Origin of the sequence: Nitratidesulfovibrio sp. HK-II (assembly GCF_003402415.2) — a bacterium.
Classification (GTDB): Bacteria; Desulfobacterota; Desulfovibrionia; order Desulfovibrionales; family Desulfovibrionaceae; genus Cupidesulfovibrio.
Window position 1 is genome coordinate 3,536,364 of sequence record NZ_AP036014.1, and the last position, 19,596, is coordinate 3,555,959.

Genomic DNA, 19,596 nt, shown 5'->3' on the forward strand with positions numbered 1-19,596 from the left:
GCATGCAGCCAATTCTCCACACCGCGCACACCGGGCATGCGCCGCGCCGCCAGCCCACCGCAGGTCCCTGCCATGTCCCGCCGCACCAGCCTGTTCCGCATCTGCGCCCTGCCAGCCCTGCTGGCCCTGGGGGCGCTGCTGCACGCCCCCCTGCGCGAAGGGGTGGTGGGGCTGGCCCGCTACACCAAGGCCCGGCTGTACGATTACAGCCTGTTCGACGATTCCGACCTGATCACCGACGTTTCCAACCGCACCCCGGTGCCGCTGGAACGGCTGGCCGACGGCAACACCCTGTACGTGCTGGTCATGGGGCAGTCCAACGCCGCCAACGAGGTGGACACTCCCCTGCCCCCCGACGACCTGGAAAACGTGTTCATCGAATACGACGGCACCCTGTACCCCGCCGAAGACCCCATGCTGGGCGGCACGGGTGAACGGGGCTCGGTGTGGTCGCGCTTCGCGCGGCAGGCCCTGGCCACCGGGCGCTGGCGGTACGTGGTGCTTTCGGTCATCGCCGAGGGCGGATCGCCGCTGTCCTACTGGCTGCCGGGCGGCCCGGTGCGCCCCAAGCTGGAAGACCGGCTGCGGGCCATCCAGCAACTGCCCATCCGGCCCGACTACGTATTCTGGTTCCACGGCGAATCGGATGCCCTCAATTCGCTGCCGCGCCTGCTGTACAAGCACGACTTTCTCGATCTCGTGGGCGCGCTGCGCACCTTCGGCATCGACAACCCGGTGCTGGTCTCGCAAACCTCGCTGTGCCGCCGCCTGGGCACGGAAGCAGTGCGCCAGGCCCAGCAGGAACTGGCCCGCCAGGTGCCCAACGTGACCCTGGGGCCGGACACCGACGAGGTGGGCCTGCCCTTCCGCCGCGACGGCTGCCACTTCACCGACGAGGGCGGCGACATCGTGGCCGGCCTGTGGATGGACGCCATGCTCGATGCGGAGCAGGCGGCCCGATAGACGTCGGCCTCGCCCGGCTCTCCCACCCCGCCGCATCCCATGGGATGCCCCGCCGCGCACGTCCGCCATGGAGCGCCATGCCGCCCCCTGGAACGCATGCCGCACCCCGTCGCGCCAGCCGCGCTCGCTGGCCTTCCGCCCTTTCCGCCTCCCTCCGCCGCCGTTCCCGGCGGTCCTTTCCACGCGCCGCAACCGGGTTCTCCATATAGGAAGCCACGGCGAAACCGGCATGCTCCCACAAAATAATCTTCTTTCGCCGTTCAACCAAAGCGGTTGTCCGACCAGACAATTTCTCGCGTTCCGCCGCGCAACACCCGGCATCCGGCCTGTTGCCCCGTTTCTTCCCTGCCGGGGCGTGGGGTTGCGCGCTGCGCAAGCCCAATCCCACGTGAATTTCCAAACATGGTAGCGGTTACTGACATTGCGTGTTATACGGATGATAGACCTTTAGTCCGTTCGGTACGCGAACCAGCCGCCGCCCCTCGCCGGGCGGGCCTTTTCGCGTACCCGGCAGATGCCGCGGCATCGTGTACCGGGCAATCGCCGCAGCATCGCGCCCGGCGGGCAGCAGTACCGCGCGTCCGTGACCCCCGTCATTTCCGGCAGGCGCTGGATGGGGCAACGGTACGGGCAAAAGGCGCGCCGCCAGACGGGCGCCCCGCCGCGCACAAACGCCGGGTGAACAGGCACCATGCACAGCGCAGCAGCACGCAATAGCCGGTAACACTAATTTGACAAACGTAACACCGTGAGGTAACCCACCAGCACTCCACCATCCTCCGCGTTCCGCCCACCATCGACGGGCGAACGCCAACCCGGCGGACACGGTCGCCGCCGGCGCGCACCGCATGTCAGGCGCTCCTGACATGGCATGCGCACGCAACGGGCAATCCAATGCCGCGGCCGCGCCGTGGTTTCACTGGTTTCCGGAGGTGACCGATGGTCTTCGACATCCTGCATCTTGCTATCATTCTCTTCCTCATCGCGGGGCTCGCGTTCGCGGGCGGCCCGCTCATCCTCGCCATGCTCGTGGCTCCACGGGCGCGCGGCGGCGACCTGGGCATGTCCTACGAATGCGGCATGCGCCCACACGGCAACGCCTGGTCCCGCTTCGGCATCAACTACTACGTCTACGCCCTGCTGTTCATCGCCTTCGACGTGGACGTGCTCTACCTGTTCCCCGCCGCGGCTCACTACCACCTCACCGTGGGCTGGTCCGCCTTCGTGGAGATCTGCCTTTTCCTGTTCTTTCTCGTGCTTGCCCTGATCTATTTCCGCGCCAAGGGGGTGTTCACATGGCCGCGCAAGATTGCCCTGTAAGACCGCCGGTCATCGCACCGGCCACGGGCGGGGTCGATGCGCCCATCGTCAACGTGGCGCCGGTGCAGAAGATCCTGGACGTGTGCCGGGCCATGTCGTTGTGGCCCATGACCTTCGGCCTGGCCTGCTGCGCCATCGAAATGATGGCCGTGGGCATGGCCCGGTTCGACATCTCGCGTTTCGGGGCCGAAGTGTTCCGCCCCTCGCCGCGCCAGTCGGACCTGATGATCGTGGCGGGCACCGTCACCCGCAAGATGGCCCCGGCGCTGGTGCGCCTGTATGAACAGATGCCCGCGCCGCGCTACGTCATGGCGCTGGGCAACTGCGCCATCTCGGGCGGGCCGTTCAACTTCGAGGGGCAGTACGCCATCGTCGAGGGCGTGGACAACCTGGTGCCCGTGGACGTCTACGTGCCCGGCTGCCCGCCCCGGCCAGAGGCGCTGCTGGAAGGACTGTTCCAGATCCAGCACAAGATCACCGGCCGCCGCTGGTGGCCGGTGCCCGCCGAAATCTCCGGCTCGATGGGGGGTGGCGCATGACGCCCGAAACGGCTTCCCAAACCCCCGACGTGCTGCTGGCCCCGCTGGACCCCGCCTACCTGGCCGATGAAAACCCGGCCCGCACCGGCCTTCGCTGGTCGGCCTTCCTGGCGGCCGACGCCCTTCCCCGCGCCGCCGCCCTGCTGCTGGAGGCGGGCTGGCACCTGGAGGACATCTGCGGGCTGGACGTGCGCGAAGGGCTGGCGGCGGTATACCACTTCGACCGCATGGCCGCGCCCGGCCGCCTGGCCATCCGGGTGATGGTGGACCGCGCCGCCCCCATGCTGCCCTCCATCGCCGACATCCACCAGGGCGCGGAATGGCACGAGCGTGAAACCGCCGACTTCTACGGCATCGCCTTCACCGGCAACCCCAACCCCGCGCCGCTGCTGCTGCCCGAAGGCATGGAGGGGTACCCCCTGCTGAAGGACGCGACCGCCCGCTCCCCGCTGGCCGCCCTGCTGGCCGTGCCCGGACGCGAGGACACGGTGCTGCGCAAGGCCGAGGGGTTCACCCTGCTGGAACCGACCGAGGACGCCAAACCCGCCAAGGCCGCCAAGGCCAAGCCCGCCGCTGGCGAGGAGGGTTCCGACAATGCATAGCGCCGACACCCTCCGGTCGCGCCCCACGTCCTGTCCCGCCGCTTCGGCGGACGGAGGCTGCGCCGACGACCAGATCGCGGGCGACGGCTACACCTGCCGCTTCGAGCGGGGAGCCCGCCCGGAATCGCTCATCCTCAACATGGGGCCGCAGCACCCCTCCACCCACGGCGTGCTGCGCGTGCTGCTGGAACTGGACGGCGAATACATCGTCCGGGCGGAACCCGTGCTGGGCTACCTGCACCGCATGCACGAGAAGATGGCCGAGGTGAAAACCCCCGCCCAGTTCATGCCCAACATGGGCCGGGTGGACTACCTGCACGCCCTGGCCTGGAACTGGGCCTACGTGGGCGCGGTGGAAAAGCTGGCGGGCATCGAGATTCCCGAGCGGGCCGAGTACCTGCGGGTGATCACCTGCGAGCTCAACCGCATTTCGTCGCATCTTCTGTGGTGGGGCGCGTACCTGCTGGACCTGGGGGCCTTCACCCCCATCATGTACGCCTTCGACGACCGCGAAATGCTGCTGGACCTGTTGCAGCTCATGACCGGCTCGCGCCTGACGTACAGTTCGTTCCGCTTCGGCGGGGTATACACCGACGCCAGCCCCGCCTTCGTGCAGGGCGTGCGCCAGTTCGTTCCGCACCTGCGTTCGCGCCTGCCCATGTACACCGCGCTGGTGACGGAAAACATCATCCTGCGCCGCCGCATCGAAGAGGTGGGCGTCATCCCGCCGGACATGGTCACCCGCTACGGGGCCAGCGGCCCGGTGGCGCGCGGCAGCGGCATCGCCTACGACGTGCGCCGGGCGGAACCGTACTCGGTGTACGACCGCTTCGACTACGAAATCCCCACCCGCGCCGAGCAGTGCTCCATGGCCCGCTACATGGTGCGCATGGCCGAAATCGAGCAGAGCCTGCGCATCATCGAGCAGGCCATCGAAAGCCTGCCCGAGGGCGAGCACATGCACCCCAAGGCCCCCAAGCCCAGTTTCAAGCTGCCCGCCGGGGAATCCTACTTCGCGGTGGAAGGGGCGCGCGGCAAGATCGGCGTGTGGATCGCCAGCGACGGCGGCAAGACGCCCTACCGCGTCAAGCTGCGCGCGCCGGGCTTCTCCAACCTGGCCCTGTTCGCCGAATGCGCGCGCGGCACCCTGCTGGCCGACGCCGTTGCCATTCTTGGCAGTCTCGACATGGTCATCCCCGAAATCGACAGGTAGGCCGCCATGAATGCAACCATCTCCTTCGATTCCGTGCTGCACGTGGTGCTCGCGCTGGTGGGCGTGGCCGTCTTCGTGGGGCTGAACGGGCTCTTGCTCGTCTACGCCGAACGCAAGGTGGCGGGCTTCATCCAGCGCCGCCCCGGCCCGTATGAAGTGGGTCCGCAGGGCATATTGCAGGCCGTGGCCGACGCGCTCAAGCTCATCGGCAAGCAGTTGGTGCGCCCGGACCGGGCAGACCCGCTGCTGTTCTGGATGGCCCCGGTGCTGGCCTTCTTCCCGGTGCTGCTGCTGTTCCTGCCCCTTCCCTTCAGCCCGCTGCTCACCGGGTGGGACGTGAACCTCGGCCTGCTGCTCATCCTCGCCTTTGCCGGGTTCAACGTGCTGGCCCTCTTGCTTGCCGGGTGGGGGTCCAACAACAAGTACGGCCTGCTCGGCGCGGCCCGCGCCGTGGCCCAGTCCGTGGCCTATGAAATCCCCCTGCTGCTGGCCGTGCTGGCCATCGCCTTCCAGGAAGGCACGCTGAGCCTCTCGTCCATCGTGGCGACGCAGGGCAGCATGCCGTGGCAGTGGAACATCGCGGTGCAGCCGCTGGCGTTCCTCATCTTCCTCATCAGCGCGCTGGGCGAGACCAACCGCGCCCCCTTCGACCTTCCCGAGGCCGAATCGGAACTGACCGCCGGGTTCCATACCGAATACTCGGGCATGGGCTTCGGCATGTTCTTCCTGGCCGAGTACGCCAACATGATCGTGGCGTGCAGCGTGTGCACCGTGCTGTTCCTGGGCGGCTGGAAAGGGCCGTTCCTGGACGGCGCATGGTGGTTCCTGGCCAAGGTGTACGCACTGCTGCTGGCCATGATGTGGTTCCGCTGGACGTTCCCGCGCGTGCGCTTCGACCAGTTGCTGAACCTGAACTGGCGGTGGCTGCTGCCCCTCGGCGTGCTGAACCTGCTGGCGACCGCGTTCGTCATGAAGCTGTAGCGGCGGAACGGTGTTTCCGGAAAGGAAGAGTCTCCGGGGAGGGGACCTTTTGTAAAAGGTCTCCCTCCCCGGACCCCTCCCCCCAAAACTTTCATGTGTGGACGGACAGCCCACAATGAAGGGGGGTGCGGGGGCAAGGCCCCCGCCCGCCGGAGGCGTACAAGAACAGTACGCACCCACTCCCGCCTCCAAGGAGGAAGGAAAGAATGGCATCAATCTTCCGCACCATCGCCGACCTGTGGAGCCTTGTGGTGGGGCTTGCCATCACCGGCAAGGAATTCTGCAGGCCCGGCGTCACCGTGCACTATCCCCGGGCAGAGGTAGCGCCCGAGTCGGCCGCCTCGTTCCGGGGCCCCATAGAACTCATCGGGCTGGACAAGGAACCGTCAAAGCCCAAGTGCATCGCCTGCATGCTCTGCGTGTCGGCCTGCCCCAGCAACTGCATAACCGTCACCCGCGCCCCCACCCCCAAGCCCACGCCCGAGGAACTGAAGGCCATGGCAGAGGCGGAAGCGCGAGGCGAAAAGCCCAAGAAGCCCGCGCCGCCCAAGGCGCCCGGAACCTGGACCTACGACTTCTCGCTGTGCAGCCTGTGCGGCAGCTGCGTGGAGGCGTGCCCGGTGGATTCCATCGGCTTCTCGCACGACATCTACATGGTGGGCACCAAACGCGAGGACTTCGTGTTCGACCAGCTGGCGCGCCTGGCCCGCAAGCCGGCGGCCCGCAAGCCGGAACCGAAGAAGGCCGCACCGGAGCCTGCTTCGGCCCCGGCCCCCGCGCCCGAAACCGCCGCAACCCCCGCAAGCGAGGCATGACATGGAAACACCGGCAATCCTCGCCTTCGGCTTCTACTTCCTGGTCATCGTGGTCGGCTGTTTCATGGCCGTGGGCAGCGCCAGCCTGGTGCGCGCGCTGGTGGGCCTGGTGGCCACTCTGCTGGGCGTGGCGGGCATGTACCTTCTGCTCAACGCGCCGTTCATGGCCTTCATGCAGATTCTCATCTACGTGGGCGCCATCTGCGTGCTGATCTTCTTCGCGCTGATGCTGGCCCGGGCCGACGCGGACGGCGACGAGGCGGACCCCGCCCCGGCCCCGCGCGTGTTCAAGGGCGTGCTGGCGGCCATGCTGCCTGGCGCGCTGCTGGCCCCCATCCTGCTGCTGCACCCCACGGCGTCGCACCTGATGCCGCCGGACGTGCCGCTGGCCGACCTTGGCCGCAGGCTGATGGAGGACTACGTGCTGCCCTTCGAACTCATCTCCGTGGTCCTGCTCATCTCCATGGCCGGGGCCGTGCTGCTCGTCTGGGAAAGGAGGGACAAGTGAAACCGCTCGTGCTCTATCAACTGGCCTCCCTCGTGCTGCTGGGCGCGGGCCTGGCGGGGCTGGTGAAGCGGCGCACGCTGGTGGGCATGCTCATTGCCGTGGAGCTGATGCTCAACGGCGCGGGGCTGTCCATCGTGGCCGCCACCCAGCTTACCGGGGCGGACCCCGCCCTCGGACAACTGGCCACGCTGCTGGTCATGGGCCTTGCGGCGGCTGAAGCCACCGTGGCGCTGGCCGCCATCGTGGTGGTGTTCCGCCGCTTCGGCCATACCCGCACCGACGCCCTGACCACCCTGAGGGAGCAGCAGTGATGACAGCGCCCAACACCATCGAAACCGCGAGCCTGCTCGTTCCGCTCATCATCACCCTTGTGGCCCCCTTCGCCATCATGCTGGCGCGGGGCAACGCCAACCGGCGCGAGGCCATGTCGTTCATCGCCGCCGCGCTGACCTTCCTTTCGGTGCTGCAACTGGCGCCGGGGGTCATCGGCGGGGCCATCTACACCTACACCGTCACCACCATCCTGCCCGGCGTCAGCCTTACCCTGTGCGCCGACGGGCTGGGCATGATCTTCGCGCTCATCGCCACCTTTCTGTGGGGCTTCGCCACCAGCTACAACATCGGGTACATGCGCGGGCTGAACGAACACGCCCAGACGCGCTACTACACCTGCTTCGCGGTGGCCATCTTCGGCGCGGTGGGCGTGGCCTTCTCCGCCACGGTGTTCACCCTGTACCTGTTCTACGAGGTGATCACCGTCTTCACCTACCCGCTCGTCGCGCACCACCAGGATGCAGAGGGGTTTGCCGGGGCGCGCAAGTACCTGGTATACTTGATGGGCACCTCCAAGCTGTTCCTGCTGCCCGCCATGGTGCTGACCTACGTGCTTACCGGCACGCTGGACATGCGCCTTGGCGACGTGCTGAACGGCATGTTCCCGCCCGATGTCATCGCCGCCCACCCCAACCTGGTGCGGCTGACCTACGTGCTGTACATCGCGGGCCTGGCCAAGGCGGCCCTGGCCCCGTTCCACAACTGGCTGCCCTCGGCCATGGTGGCCCCCACGCCCGTCTCGGCCCTGCTGCACGCGGTGGCCGTGGTCAAGGCGGGGGTGTTCTCCGTCAGCCGGATCATCCTGTCCGGCTTCGGGGTGCAGACCATGGACGTGCTGGGCCTGGGCATTCCCACGGCGTGGCTGGCGGCCTTCACCATCATCGGGGCATCGCTCATCGCCCTGACCAAGGACGACATCAAGGCCCGGCTGGCCTATTCCACGGTCAGCCAGCTGTCCTACGTGATCATCGGGGTGGCCCTGCTGACGCCATCCGCCGTGCAGGGCGGGCTGATGCACATCCCCCACCACGCCTTCTCCAAGATCACCCTGTTCTTCGGCGCGGGGGCCATCTACGTGGCCACGCACATCAAGAAGATCAGCCAGATGAACGGCCTTGGCCGCCGCATGCCGTGGACCTTCGGGGCCTTCGGCCTGGCGTCCCTTTCCATGATCGGCATGCCGCCGGTGTGCGGCTTCGTCTCCAAGTGGTACATCGTCAACGGCTCGCTCCAGGCCGGGCAGACCGCCCTGCTGGTGGCCCTGTTGCTGTCCACCCTGCTCAACGCGGGCTACTTCGTGCCCATCTTCTACCGGGCGTTCATGCTGCCGCCCGCCCCGGACGCCAACATAGAGCAGTACACAGAGGCCCCCGCCTCCATGGTGGTGCCGCTGTGCCTGACCGGGGCCATATCGCTGCTGCTGGGCCTGTATCCGCAGGTGTTCCTGAACTTCATCCAGGCGTTCGGCCACTTCTAGGAGCGCACCATGAACGGACTCGGAGCATTCCTTGAACGCCAGCGCGAACTGCGCGGCGCATGGCTGAAGGCCCTGTACGGGGCGCTGGCCGCCCTCGTGCTGCTGAACCTGTTCATCGGCCCGCACGAGCCGCACTTCGGCCTCGATGCCTACCCCGGCTTCTGGGCGCTGTTCGGCCTGGTGGTGGGCGTGCTGATGGTGGTGATCATGAAGCGCATGGTGCAGCCCGTCATCGTGCGCAGGGAGGACCACTATGGAGACATCTAGTTTCATCCACCCCGCCATAGGGTTCCTGGCCCTGGCGGCGGTGCTGCCCTTCCTGCGCGGCAAATGGTGGAACTGGCTGCTGCCCGCCCCGGCGGTGCTGGCCGTGTTCGCCGTGTTCACCATGACCACCGGCGACCACCTGACCCTGCACTGGCTGGGGCAAACCCTGCTGCTGGGCCGCGTGGACAAGCTGTCGCTGGTCTTCGCCCAGGTGTTTGCCGTGATGTCGCTGGCGGGCATGCTGTACGCCATGCACGTGGAGGACCGGGGGCAGCACATCGCCGCCGCCCTGTACGTGTCGGGCGGGTTCGGCTGCGTGTTCGCGGGCGACTACCTGACCCTGTTCGTGTTCTGGGAACTGATGTCCATCGGCTCCACCTTCCTCGTGCTGCTGAACCGCACGCGCGAGTCGGTGCTGGCGGGCTTCCGCTACTTTCTCTACCACACCGCCGGGGGCCTCTTGCTGCTGGCGGGGCTGCTGCTGCGCTACAAGGCCCTAGGCACGTGGGAGTTCACGGCCATGGCCCCGGCGGCCAACGCCCCCCTGTACGAATGGCTGATCCTGGCCGGGTTCTGCGTCAACGCCGCCGTGGTGCCGCTGCACGCATGGCTGCCCGACGCCTACCCGCGCGGGACCGTGACCGGCTCGGTGTTCATGTGCGCCTACACCACCAAGACGGCGGTGTACGTGCTGGCGCGCGGCTTCGCCGGGTGGGAGATCCTGGCGGCGGCGGGCACGGTGATGGCGGTATACGGCGTGCTGTACGCGTGCATCGAGAACAACGCCCGGCGCATCCTGTCGTACCACATCGTCTCGCAGGTGGGGTACATGGTGGCGGGCATCGGCGTGGGCACGGCCATGACGCTGAACGGCGCGGTGGCCCATGCCTACGCGCACATCCTGTACAAGGGCCTCCTGTTCATGGGCACCGGCTGCCTGCTGTACGCGGCGGGCACGGCCAAACTGGACAAGCTGGGCGGCCTTGCCGCGCGGCTGCCGTGGGTCATGGTGCTGTACATGGTGGCGGCCCTGTCCATCTCGGGCATGCCGGTGTTCAACGGCTTCATCTCCAAGACCATGACCATCACCGGCGCGGCCGAGGCGCACCAGACGCTGGTGGCCCTGGGCCTGGAAATCGCGGCGGTGGGCACGTTCATCTCGGTGGGCATCAAGCTGCCCTACTTCGCCTTCTGGGGCGGCAAGCCCACGGACAACGACCGTGCGCTGGCCCCCATCCCGTGGAACATGTACGCGGGCATGTCCGTGCTGGCCGTGCTGTGCATCCTGCAGGGCGTGGCCCCGTCCATCCTGTACGCCTACCTGCCCTTCGAGGTGGAACACCCCTACGTGCCGTGGTCCGTGTGGCACGTGCTGCAATCGCTGCTGCTGTTGGGCTTCTCGGGCCTGGCCTTCTACCTGCTGCGCAAGGTGATCACCCCGCACGAGGGGCTGAACCTGGACGTGGACATCGCCTACCGCGCGGTGGGCACCGGGGCGCTGCGCTTCGTGTGCCGCCCGCTGGCCTTTCTGGACGACCGCTGGACCGAGGCCTACCGCGTGGGCGGCCTGCGCGGGCTGATGGGCATCGCCCTTGGCTCCGTGTGGTTCGACCGCAAGGCCATCGACGGCGTGGTGGACGGCAGCGCACGCACGGTGCGGGGCATCGGCGGGCTGGGCGCGCGCACGCAGAACGGCAGTCTTCAGGATTATCTGGGACTGGCCGCGTTCCTTGCGCTGTGCGTGTTCGGCCTGGTCTGGTATCTGGGCTAGCCGCAACGGGACCCACAAAAAACGGAGATGCCTGTGTATCCTGACATACCGGTCCTCAGCATCCTGATCTTCCTGCCGCTGGTGGCGGCGGCGCTGCTGCTGCCCCTGCGCGACGACGAGACCGTGCGCCGCGTGTCGCTGGCGGCGTCGCTCATCGGTCTTGGCGCGGCCTGGCCGCTCATCGCCTTCAACCCCGACGCCGGGTTCCAGTTCGTGGAGCGCGCGGTGTGGGTGGCCCGCTGGGGCCTTGAATACCACCTGGCCGTGGACGGCATCAGCATCCTGATGGTGTGGCTGACCCTGTTCACCCTGCCGCTGTGCGTGCTCTGCTCGTGGACGTACATCGGCAAGCGGGTGAAGGAGTTCCACGTCTGCCTGCTGCTGATGACCTCCGCCTGCATCGGCGTGTTCACGGCCATGGACCTCGTGCTGTTCTACGTGTTCTGGGAGGCCATGCTCATCCCCATGTACCTGCTCATCGCGGTGTGGGGCGGGCCGGAGCGGCGCTACGCGTCCATCAAGTTCTTCCTGTACACCCTTGCCGGGTCCACCCTGCTGCTGGTGGCCATCGTGGCCTTCCGCATCGCCGGGGGCACCTTCTCCATCCCCGACCTGATGACCCAGACCTTCGGCTTCCGCTTCCAGTACTGGGCCTTCCTGGCCATGGCCCTGGCCTTCGCCATCAAGGTGCCCATGTTCCCGTTCCATACGTGGCTGCCCGCCGCGCACGTGCAGGCCCCGTCCGCAGGCAGCGTGATCCTGGCGGCGGTGCTGCTGAAGATGGGCACCTACGGCTTCCTGCGCTTCTGCCTGCCGCTGACGCCCGAGGCCAGCGTGCACTTCGCCCCGCTGATGATCGCCATCTCGGTGGTGTCCATCCTGTACGGGGGCGCGGTGGCGCTGGGGCAGACCGACATCAAGAAACTGGTGGCCTATTCGTCGGTGGCCCACATGGGCTTCGTGACGCTGGGCATCTTCCTGTTCCAGAAAAGCGGCGTGCAGGGCGCGCTGTTGCAGATGCTGAACCACGGCATCGTCACCGGCGCGCTGTTCATGATGATCGGGGCGCTGTACGAACGCAGCCACAGCCGCGACGTGGCGGACAACATGGGCCTTGGCAAGTACCTGCCCGCGTTCATGTTCTTCTGGGGGCTGTATGCCCTGGCCTCGTTCGGCTTTCCGGGCACCAACGGCTTCGTGGGCGAGATCCTGGTGTTCGTGGCGGCCTTCCAGCAAAGCCTTACGGTGGGCGCGCTCATCGTGCCCGGCGCCCTGCTGGCCGCTGCGTACATGTTCCGGGTCAGCCTGCGCATGGCCTGGGGCAGCCCGTCCACGGCCAAGACGTGGAACGACCTGAACCGCCGCGAATGGACCTACCTGCTGCTGCCCGCCGTGCTGGTGCTGTGGATAGGCCTTGCGCCCGCGCCCTTCCTGCGGCTGATCGACCCTTCCATCGACCGCCTGCTGGCCGACCTGCGCGGCCGGGCACCGGTGAAGGAAGCGCCGCTGGCGCTCAATCACGCGGACGCCCCCCGGCATGAACCGCCCGCAGCCCTCGCATCCGCCGCCATCACCAAGGAGGTGCGCCAGTGAACCTCGACCTTGCCCTGCTTGTTCCCGAATGCGCCATGCTGCTGCTGGTGGCCGTGCTGTTCGTGCAGGCGCTGTCCGCCGGGCCCGTCTCGGTGTCGGCCCACCGCTGGCTGCCCCTGGGCGCGCTGGCGGTGACTGCCGCCACGGTGGTCGGCCTGCCTGCCGAAGGCATGCTGCTGTGGGACGCCTACAAGGTGGACGCCCTGTCGCAGTTCTTCAAGCTGTGCGTGGCTGGCGGTTTCTGCATCGCCGTGCTCAACGCCACCCGCCAGCCCACGCTGGAGGAAGGCAAGCGCGCCGACTACTTCCTGTTCCTGGGGGTGTCGGCGTGGGGACTGATGCTGCTGGCCTCGTCCGCTGAACTGGTAACCCTGTACCTTGCGCTGGAACTGTCGTCCTACAGCCTGTACGTGCTCATCCCCCTGCGCGGGCGCACCCGCGAGGGGGCCGAGGCGGGCGTCAAGTACATCCTGTTCGGCGCGGCGGCCACGGCCATCTCGCTGTACGGGCTGTCCTACATCATGGCCGCCCAGCAGACCACGTACATCGCGGCGCTGGCCGCGCGCGACTGGTCGTGGGCGGCAAGCCCCATGGCCGTGGTGGGCCTGTCCCTGTTCCTGTGCGGCATGTTCTACAAGCTGGCCCTGTTCCCGTTCCACTTCTGGTGCCCCGACGTGTACCAGGGGGCCAGCAACGAGACGGCGGCCTACGTGGCCACCCTGCCCAAGCTGGGCGCGGTGGTGGTGCTGGTGCGCCTGGCCGCCGTGCTGCACCCCGGGCTGGAAGTGACCACGGCCATCGCCTGGCTGGGCGTTCTTTCCATGACCTTCGGCAACCTGTGCGCGCTGGCGCAAAAGGACGTGAAGCGCATGCTGGGCTTCTCGTCCGTGGCGCACGCGGGCTACGTGACCGTGGGCCTGGTGTCCGGCACGGCAGAGGGGCTGGCCGCCGCCGCGTTCTACGCGCTGGTGTACGTGGTCATGAACCTGCTGTGCTTCTGGGTGGTGGCCCGGGTGGCCGTGGACGGGCGCAACCTGGTCCTGTCCGACCTCAACGGGCTGCACCGCCGCTCGCCGGTGCTGGCCTTCGCCCTGGGGGTGGGGGCCTTCGCCCTGGTGGGCCTGCCGCCCACGGCGGGCTTCATGGGCAAGCTGTTCCTGATCACGGCGGCGTGGAACCACGGGTACAACTGGCTGGTCATCGCCCTGGCCCTGAACAGCGCCATCGCCATCTATTACTACCTGTCGCTGGTGCGCCACGCCTACACCGAGCCTGACGAAAACGCCTCGCTGCCCGCGCCCGACCAGAGCGCGTTCAGCCTGGGCGGCGCGGTGGCGCTGGCCGCCGCCACGCTGGTGCTGGGCATCGTGCCCGCGCCGCTGTTCGAGAAGGCGGTGAAGGCGGGCATGGCCCTCTTCGGCTAGGGGCTGTTTCCAACTTGTCTTTTCGCCCGTTGGCGTCGTCAAACTTCGCCTGCCATTTCGGTCAAATACGAAAAGAGTATACTCCCTCATGGCAGGCTCGTTTTCCTCGCCAACGAACAAAAATCCTTCGTTGGAAACAAGCCCCTGAAAACCACCGACACCCCCCGGTTCCGCACCACGGAACCGGGGGATTTTTTACACTTTCAAAGGCGGTGCGCGCTCGACATGCCCCGCGACCTTCCCCTAGCATGGGTGCATCCGCGCGGGGCGCAGCCTCTCCTTCTTTCCCGTTCCCCGCGCCATAACCCTCTGGAGACCCGCCATGTCAGCCCCCACGCAGCCCACCCCCCTCGCGTCAGGCATCCGCATCGCCCCGGACTCCGGCCCCGTGCTGGTGGCGCACCTGGGCGGCCCCAAGACCGGCAGCAGCGCCATTCAGGCATTCTGTGACCACAACCGCACCCCCCTGTTCCGCAACCACGGCATCCTCTACCCCACCCTGAACCCGGACCGCGTGCCCGACGACGTCCGCCCGGCCATCCCCGGCGACCCGAACTTCGAACTGCCCCACCACGGGGCTGTCATCATGGGCATGGAACCGGACGCACAGGACGACTATCTCGCCCGCGCGGTGGACGCCTGTCGCGCCACCAATACCCCCATCCTGCTGCTGAGCCTGGAAGCCCCCAGCCTGCCCTCCTATGCGGACATGGTGCGGCGCAACGCCGCGCGCCTTGGCGTGCGCGCCGTGGCCGTGTGCTACGTGCGGCGGCAGGATACCTGGATGGAGGATGCCTGGAAGCAGTGGGGCCTGAAATACGACCAGTACGCCACGCCGGACGACTTCGCCCGCGCCCTCATGACCCGCGAATTGGACGACGTGTTCTTCCGCGCCGCCGTCTCGGTGCTGGAGCATGCCTGGCTGGATACGGTGTGGGGCTTCATGGAACCCGGCGACGTGGTGGTGCGCCCCTACGAACGATCCGCCCTGCCATGCGGCGACGTGGTGGCCGACCTGCTGGGCCTGCTGGGGGTGGGGTCCATCGCGCACCTGCCCCCGCCGCCCGCCACCAACTTCAACACCAACCACGGCTTCACGCCGGAGGCCATCAGGCTGCTGCGCATGGTGCGGCCCATGTTCGACGGGGTGTTCGACAACGGCCCATACGCAATGCTGTACGATGCGCTGCCCCGTGCCGCCGCCGCCCCGTTCGGGCATGTGGGGTTGCTGTCGCCCGGAATGCGCATGGCGGTGCTGGATCACTACGCCCCCTGCAACCAGCGCCTGGCCCGGCGCATCCCCGGCCACGAAGACGGCATGCTGTTCCGCGAAACGCCGGCCCCCGATGCGCCGTGGTGGCCCGACCGCGAACTGGCCGCCCCAGAGGTGGCCACCATGCTCATGCAGTGCATCCACCGCCAGCACGCGCGCCTTGGCGAGCTGCAGGGCCGCATCGAACGGCTGGAACGGTTGGAGAGAATGGCCCGCCGCAGGCTGGCCGCGCTGGACGGGGGATTGGACGCGCCGGAATGAGACGCCGGGAAACGTGCCAGCATAGCGCGCCGCCCGAAGGCAACGTCCACGCCGCCAGACGCACCCCGCACGCTTCCCAGACAATGCGTGACCATGGCCGACAGCCACTGGCATCACGGCACCTCAGGATTCCCCATGGTGACCCCTGACGACTCGTGACGACCCGTGCTGACCCATGGGTTTCAATGTCACGCCAAATGGCCGTTCCGTGACTCGCACGCCAAAAGCTGCTAGTGTCCGGCCCCAAGGCGGGAATACCACGGCAACACTCCGGCATTGCCGGACAAATCGGGTCACCCGGGCCAGTCTCCACAGACAGGCCGCGTGCGTGGCCCGCACGATTCCGCGCGGACACGCATCCATGACCATGGAGGGGATGCAATGCGCGCGAATGCCGCTCCACGCAGCATCCCCGGCCGGTTCCGCCGCCGCGCCGCCCACGCAACCTCTGCCTTCAGGAAACCACCACATGCTCATCGGTCCGCACACCCACGACGAATTCATGGAAGTGGCGCGCAATTTCCACGGCTACCCGGCCCCCGGCCTGATCATCGGCGGCTACATGGTCGAATTGGCCCGCCAGGGCCTGCCGGAAGGCATCCTGTTCGACGCCATTTCCGAGACCGAACAGTGTCTGCCCGACGCGGTGCAGCTGCTCACCCCCTGCACGGTGGGCAACGGCTGGCTGCGCATCATGAACTTTGGCATCTACGCCGTTTCGCTGTTCGACAAGCGCACCGGCGAAGGGGTGCGCGTGCACCTGGACGTGGACAAGATGGGTCCATGGGGCGAAATCCGCACCTGGTTCCTGAAGCTGAAGCCCAAGAAGGATCAGGACACGCCGCTGTTGCAGGCGCAGATCAAGGAGGCGGGACCGGACATCCTGACCGCCCGGCCCATCACCGTGCGGCCCGACAGGCTGGGCCACAAGGGCAAGGGGCTGGTGGGCCGCTGCCCGCTGTGCGGCGAATACTATCCGGTGACTTCCGGCGGCATCTGCCGGTCGTGCCAGGGCGAATCGCCCTATCATGCGGGACCCGGCTTCGCCTTCGAGGGCCAGCCAGCCCTGCGCGCCGTGCCCGTGGCCGAGGCCGTGGGCAAGCGCGCCCTGCACGACATGACCCGCATCGTGCCCGGCGAGCACAAGGACGCGGAATTCACCGCCGGGCAGGAACTGACCGCCGGGGACATATGCAGATTGCAACTGATGGGGCGCAATTCCATCTACGTGCAGGACGCCGCCGATGCCGATGACGCCTGGGTGCACGAGGACGAGGCCGCCAAGACCTTCGCCGCCATGCTGGCGGGCGAGGGCGTGGCCATGCGCGAAGACCCGCGCGAAGGCAAGGCCAACCTCACCGCCACCCGCGACGGGCTGCTGATGGTGGACACCGAACGGCTGGAACGCTTCAACCTGGTGCCCGACGTGATGTGCGCCACCCGCCAAGGCTACAGCATGGTGCTGGCGGGTGCCAAGGTGGCGGGCACGCGGGCCATCCCGCTGTATCTTTCGCGCGAGAACTTCATCAAGGCCACGGCCATGTTGCAGGACGGCCCGCTGCTACGGGTGCTGCCCATGCGCGCCGCGAGGATCGGCATCCTGGTCACCGGCACAGAGGTCTTCCAGGGGTTGATCCAGGACAAGTTCGCGCCCATCATCACCCAGAAGGCCCAGCGCCTGAACTGCGAGGTGGTGAAGACCGTGTTCGCCCCCGACGACGCGGCCCTGATCACCCAGGGCGTGCGCGACCTGATCGCCGCCGGGGCGGACCTGGTGGTGACCACCGCCGGGCTGTCCGTGGACCCCGACGACGTGACCCGCAAGGGCCTGATGGACGCGGGCCTAACCGACATGCTGTACGGCCTGCCCATGCTGCCCGGCACCATGAGCCTTGTGGGGCGCATCGCCAGCGAACAGGCCCCCCACCCCGTGCAGGTGGTGGGCGTGCCCGCCTGCGCGCTGTTCTTCAAGACCACCGCGCTGGACATCCTGCTGCCGCGCCTGCTGGCCGGGGTGGAAATCACCCGGCGCGACCTGGCCAAGCTGGGCGACGGCGGCCTGTGCATGGAGTGCAAGAGCTGCACGTATCCGAAGTGCCCGTTCGGGAAATAGCACCCGGACGGCATCCCGCCCGAAACGAAACCGGGGCAGCCAACGCTGCCCCGGTTTTTTCATGCGCCGGACGTGGCCCGCGCCCCACTGCGCCGTCGTGCGCTCCCCGCGATCCCGTCTGGCGCATCCCGTCCGGTGCATCTCGCCCGGTGCATCCCCACTTGACGCCCCCGCCAAGCCCCCCGATACTCCCACCCATGAGCCGCACCCCGCGCAACGCCGCCGTCCGCTTCTGGCGCGACCCCGATCTGCCCGAGGTGGAGGTGCGCCAGTCGAGCTACAACGAGGAAACCTTTCGCCGCCACACCCATGCCGCGTATTCCATCGGGCTCATGGACGGCGGGGCCGCCTCGTTCATGCTCGAAGGCGCGCCGCACCGGGCCGTGGCCGGGCAGTTGGTGCTCATCGAGCCAAACCGGGTGCACGCCTGCAACCCCGACCGCGACACCTTCTTCGCCTACCGCATGTTCTACGTGGACGCGGCATGGCTGACGGAACTGGCGGCCGAGCCCGACGCCCCTCCGGCGCCGGGCAAGCAGGATGAACCGGCCCGGCCGGACGCCGCCGGAGAGGGCGCCCGCCCGGCGGGGGCGCCGCGCTTCCGCGCCCCGGTAGTGGAATGCGCGGAAACCGCCGCCGCGTGGTCGGCCCTGTACGACGCGGTGACGCGCGGCGGATCAGCGCTGGAAAAGCAGTCCCTGCTGGCGCAGGCGGCGGAACTGCTGCTGGCCCGCCACTGCCTTGCGGACCATGCCATGCCCCCTGGGCATGCGCCCGGCAACGCCCCGCGAAAGCAGCCCGCGCCCCCCTCGCCTCCGGCGGAAACCGCCGAGGTGGTGGAGGCGGTGCGCCGCCATCTGCGCGACCACGTGGCCGACCCGGTGCGCCTGAACGACCTGGCCCGTCTGGCCGGGCGCAGCCGCTGCCACCTGCTGCGCATGTTCCAGCAGGCCACGGGCCTGCCCCCGCACGCCTACCAGACCCAGTTGCGGGTGGAGGCGGCAAAGGGCCTGCTGGCCGCTGGCCACGCCATCAGCCATGTGGCGGCGGAAACCGGCTTTTCCGACCAGAGCCACTTCTCGCGCGTGTTCCGCGACCTGACCGGGGCCACCCCCGGCCAGTACCAGTTGGGCGGCGAAGCCGTCGGACCCGCCGAGACCGCTCCGGCGGACTGACCCGCCACCCGCCGCGCCTGCCGTCACGCCCCCCCGGCGGCGCAGCCAGCGCGTTCATCCCCGGGGTTCTCCCCTCACCCGCCGCAACTTCCTTCCATACGCGGCTGCTCCCGGATGCTAGGACCGGATGCCAGGTACGGGTTGGCGTGTCCGCACGCCAGCAGCCCCTGCCCATTCTGACCCATCCTGTTCCGCCACAACGGGATGCCCCCTGCCAGGCGGCACCCCCCGCATCCCATGGGAGACCCGCATGAACCTCGATTCCACCAAGTTCGCCATCGTGCTCGACGGCGGTCTGCCGGGCGGCGTGGCCGCCAACGCCGCCGCCGTGCTGTCCCTGTCCGTGGGCCGCGCCTTTCCGGACATCGTCGGCCCCGCCGTCACCGACGGCGACGGGGGGGCGCACCCCGGCATCACCCAACTGCCCATCCCCGTGCTGCGCGCCGCGCCCGAAGCCCTGCCCGACCTGCGCCGCAAGGCCGCCGAACGCGGGCTGTACTGCGTGGGCTTCACCCACACGGCCCGCACCGCGCGCAGCTACCAGGCCTACACCCTGCGCATGGCCGCCACCCCCCATGACGACCTTGGCTTCGTGGGCATCGCCATCGTGGGCGAGCGCAGCGCCGTGGATGGCTTGTGCGGGGCGCTGCCCACGCTGCGCTGAAGCGCCTTCTTCACCCGCCCCCTCGTCAATCCCGGCACGGCACGCCGTCGCCGCCTCCGCGCATCGCCCACCCCACACCCGCATCCCTCAAGGGCCGGACCAGTTCCGGCCCTTGCTCGTTTTCGTCCCTTTTCAGGTGCGGACATGCTTCGCGCCGCCTGCCGCGCCCCGCGCAGCCCTTCGCTCTCACTCGACGCCGCCCCCCCCCCGCCTCTAGCCCCCCGTGTGGGGCTCCCAGCCTGAACCCCGCGCATTCCCACGCCATCCCACCCTTCTCCGTAAAGCCGTCTTTACATCTCTTTCC

Annotated in this window: 18 protein-coding genes; all 18 read left to right on the forward strand. The window is 68.3% G+C overall.

From position 1 onward, the window contains the following. Nucleotides 1–72: 72 nt before the first annotated feature. The 18 genes from RVX_RS14955 (at nucleotide 73) to RVX_RS15040 (ending at nucleotide 19,292) form a co-directional block, all read left to right on the forward strand. Nucleotides 73–963, forward strand: coding sequence for a sialate O-acetylesterase (locus RVX_RS14955; RefSeq protein WP_116307980.1), 891 nt, complete (start codon nucleotides 73–75; stop codon nucleotides 961–963). Nucleotides 964–1,902: 939 nt separating this feature from the next. Continuing rightward, a complete protein-coding gene (locus RVX_RS14960; RefSeq protein ID WP_007524319.1) occupies nucleotides 1,903–2,283 on the forward strand; it encodes an NADH-quinone oxidoreductase subunit A in 381 nt (126 codons plus the stop codon). Continuing rightward, the gene (locus RVX_RS14965) at nucleotides 2,259–2,822 is read left to right on the forward strand and encodes an NADH-quinone oxidoreductase subunit B (RefSeq protein ID WP_012612720.1); all 564 of its coding nucleotides are present in this window, start codon (nucleotides 2,259–2,261) and stop codon (nucleotides 2,820–2,822) included. The genes RVX_RS14960 and RVX_RS14965 overlap by 25 nt, the downstream gene beginning before the upstream one ends. Further along, nucleotides 2,819–3,424, forward strand: a complete 606-nt coding sequence (locus RVX_RS14970) for an NADH-quinone oxidoreductase subunit C (RefSeq protein ID WP_116307981.1) — start codon at nucleotides 2,819–2,821, stop codon at nucleotides 3,422–3,424. The genes RVX_RS14965 and RVX_RS14970 overlap by 4 nt, the downstream gene beginning before the upstream one ends. Next, nucleotides 3,417–4,637 (forward strand): NADH-quinone oxidoreductase subunit D, encoded by a 1,221-nt coding sequence (locus RVX_RS14975; RefSeq protein ID WP_116307982.1) that lies wholly within the window; start codon nucleotides 3,417–3,419, stop codon nucleotides 4,635–4,637. Before RVX_RS14970 ends, RVX_RS14975 begins: the two co-directional genes overlap by 8 nt. Nucleotides 4,638–4,643: 6 nt before the next feature. Continuing rightward, complete coding sequence (gene nuoH / locus RVX_RS14980; protein WP_007524327.1) at nucleotides 4,644–5,618, forward strand: NADH-quinone oxidoreductase subunit NuoH; 975 nt, start codon at nucleotides 4,644–4,646, stop codon at nucleotides 5,616–5,618. Between the two features lie 206 nt (nucleotides 5,619–5,824). Further along, nucleotides 5,825–6,433 (forward strand): 4Fe-4S binding protein, encoded by a 609-nt coding sequence (locus RVX_RS14985; protein WP_116307983.1) that lies wholly within the window; start codon nucleotides 5,825–5,827, stop codon nucleotides 6,431–6,433. Between the two features lies 1 nt (nucleotide 6,434). Then, nucleotides 6,435–6,941: an NADH-quinone oxidoreductase subunit J gene (locus tag RVX_RS14990; RefSeq protein ID WP_116307984.1), complete on the forward strand. Its 507-nt coding sequence runs from the start codon at nucleotides 6,435–6,437 to the stop codon at nucleotides 6,939–6,941. Continuing rightward, a complete protein-coding gene (gene nuoK, locus RVX_RS14995) occupies nucleotides 6,938–7,252 on the forward strand; it encodes an NADH-quinone oxidoreductase subunit NuoK (RefSeq protein ID WP_007524333.1) in 315 nt (104 codons plus the stop codon). Before RVX_RS14990 ends, nuoK begins: the two co-directional genes overlap by 4 nt. Continuing rightward, entirely contained in the window at nucleotides 7,252–8,751 is a 1,500-nt protein-coding gene (locus RVX_RS15000; RefSeq protein WP_116307985.1) for a monovalent cation/H+ antiporter subunit D family protein, read from the forward strand. The genes nuoK and RVX_RS15000 overlap by 1 nt, the downstream gene beginning before the upstream one ends. A 9-nt stretch (nucleotides 8,752–8,760) precedes the next feature. After that, nucleotides 8,761–9,018: a hypothetical protein gene (locus RVX_RS15005; protein ID WP_116307986.1), complete on the forward strand. Its 258-nt coding sequence runs from the start codon at nucleotides 8,761–8,763 to the stop codon at nucleotides 9,016–9,018. Further along, nucleotides 9,005–10,789 carry a Na(+)/H(+) antiporter subunit D gene (locus RVX_RS15010; protein WP_116307987.1) on the forward strand — a complete coding sequence of 595 codons (1,785 nt, stop codon included), beginning with the start codon at nucleotides 9,005–9,007 and terminating at the stop codon, nucleotides 10,787–10,789. Before RVX_RS15005 ends, RVX_RS15010 begins: the two co-directional genes overlap by 14 nt. Before the next feature lie 27 nt (nucleotides 10,790–10,816). After that, nucleotides 10,817–12,382, forward strand: coding sequence for a complex I subunit 4 family protein (locus tag RVX_RS15015; protein WP_116307988.1), 1,566 nt, complete (start codon nucleotides 10,817–10,819; stop codon nucleotides 12,380–12,382). Continuing rightward, the gene (locus tag RVX_RS15020) at nucleotides 12,379–13,806 is read left to right on the forward strand and encodes an NADH-quinone oxidoreductase subunit N (protein ID WP_116307989.1); all 1,428 of its coding nucleotides are present in this window, start codon (nucleotides 12,379–12,381) and stop codon (nucleotides 13,804–13,806) included. Before RVX_RS15015 ends, RVX_RS15020 begins: the two co-directional genes overlap by 4 nt. A gap of 322 nt (nucleotides 13,807–14,128) precedes the next feature. Beyond that, the gene (locus RVX_RS15025) at nucleotides 14,129–15,340 is read left to right on the forward strand and encodes a hypothetical protein (RefSeq protein ID WP_116307990.1); all 1,212 of its coding nucleotides are present in this window, start codon (nucleotides 14,129–14,131) and stop codon (nucleotides 15,338–15,340) included. Nucleotides 15,341–15,809: 469 nt separating this feature from the next. Beyond that, nucleotides 15,810–17,453, forward strand: a complete 1,644-nt coding sequence (locus tag RVX_RS15030) for an FmdE family protein (protein ID WP_116307991.1) — start codon at nucleotides 15,810–15,812, stop codon at nucleotides 17,451–17,453. Nucleotides 17,454–17,650: 197 nt separating this feature from the next. Then, nucleotides 17,651–18,628 (forward strand): AraC family transcriptional regulator, encoded by a 978-nt coding sequence (locus RVX_RS15035; protein WP_116307992.1) that lies wholly within the window; start codon nucleotides 17,651–17,653, stop codon nucleotides 18,626–18,628. A gap of 250 nt (nucleotides 18,629–18,878) precedes the next feature. Continuing rightward, the gene (locus RVX_RS15040) at nucleotides 18,879–19,292 is read left to right on the forward strand and encodes a DUF2000 domain-containing protein (RefSeq protein ID WP_116307993.1); all 414 of its coding nucleotides are present in this window, start codon (nucleotides 18,879–18,881) and stop codon (nucleotides 19,290–19,292) included. The last annotated feature ends 304 nt before the right edge of the window (nucleotides 19,293–19,596 follow it).

Coding starts and splice junctions, on each gene's coding strand:
- RVX_RS15015 (WP_116307988.1), top strand. CDS start 10,817: ATGCCTGTGTATCCTGACATACCGGTCCTCAGCATCCTGATCTTCCTG.
- RVX_RS14955 (WP_116307980.1), top strand. CDS start 73: ATGTCCCGCCGCACCAGCCTGTTCCGCATCTGCGCCCTGCCAGCCCTG.
- RVX_RS15025 (WP_116307990.1), top strand. CDS start 14,129: ATGTCAGCCCCCACGCAGCCCACCCCCCTCGCGTCAGGCATCCGCATC.
- RVX_RS14965 (WP_012612720.1), top strand. CDS start 2,259: ATGGCCGCGCAAGATTGCCCTGTAAGACCGCCGGTCATCGCACCGGCC.
- RVX_RS14960 (WP_007524319.1), top strand. CDS start 1,903: ATGGTCTTCGACATCCTGCATCTTGCTATCATTCTCTTCCTCATCGCG.
- RVX_RS14970 (WP_116307981.1), top strand. CDS start 2,819: ATGACGCCCGAAACGGCTTCCCAAACCCCCGACGTGCTGCTGGCCCCG.
- RVX_RS15040 (WP_116307993.1), top strand. CDS start 18,879: ATGAACCTCGATTCCACCAAGTTCGCCATCGTGCTCGACGGCGGTCTG.
- RVX_RS14985 (WP_116307983.1), top strand. CDS start 5,825: ATGGCATCAATCTTCCGCACCATCGCCGACCTGTGGAGCCTTGTGGTG.
- nuoH (WP_007524327.1), top strand. CDS start 4,644: ATGAATGCAACCATCTCCTTCGATTCCGTGCTGCACGTGGTGCTCGCG.
- RVX_RS14990 (WP_116307984.1), top strand. CDS start 6,435: ATGGAAACACCGGCAATCCTCGCCTTCGGCTTCTACTTCCTGGTCATC.
- RVX_RS15000 (WP_116307985.1), top strand. CDS start 7,252: ATGACAGCGCCCAACACCATCGAAACCGCGAGCCTGCTCGTTCCGCTC.
- RVX_RS15030 (WP_116307991.1), top strand. CDS start 15,810: ATGCTCATCGGTCCGCACACCCACGACGAATTCATGGAAGTGGCGCGC.
- RVX_RS15005 (WP_116307986.1), top strand. CDS start 8,761: ATGAACGGACTCGGAGCATTCCTTGAACGCCAGCGCGAACTGCGCGGC.
- RVX_RS15010 (WP_116307987.1), top strand. CDS start 9,005: ATGGAGACATCTAGTTTCATCCACCCCGCCATAGGGTTCCTGGCCCTG.
- RVX_RS15035 (WP_116307992.1), top strand. CDS start 17,651: ATGAGCCGCACCCCGCGCAACGCCGCCGTCCGCTTCTGGCGCGACCCC.
- RVX_RS14975 (WP_116307982.1), top strand. CDS start 3,417: ATGCATAGCGCCGACACCCTCCGGTCGCGCCCCACGTCCTGTCCCGCC.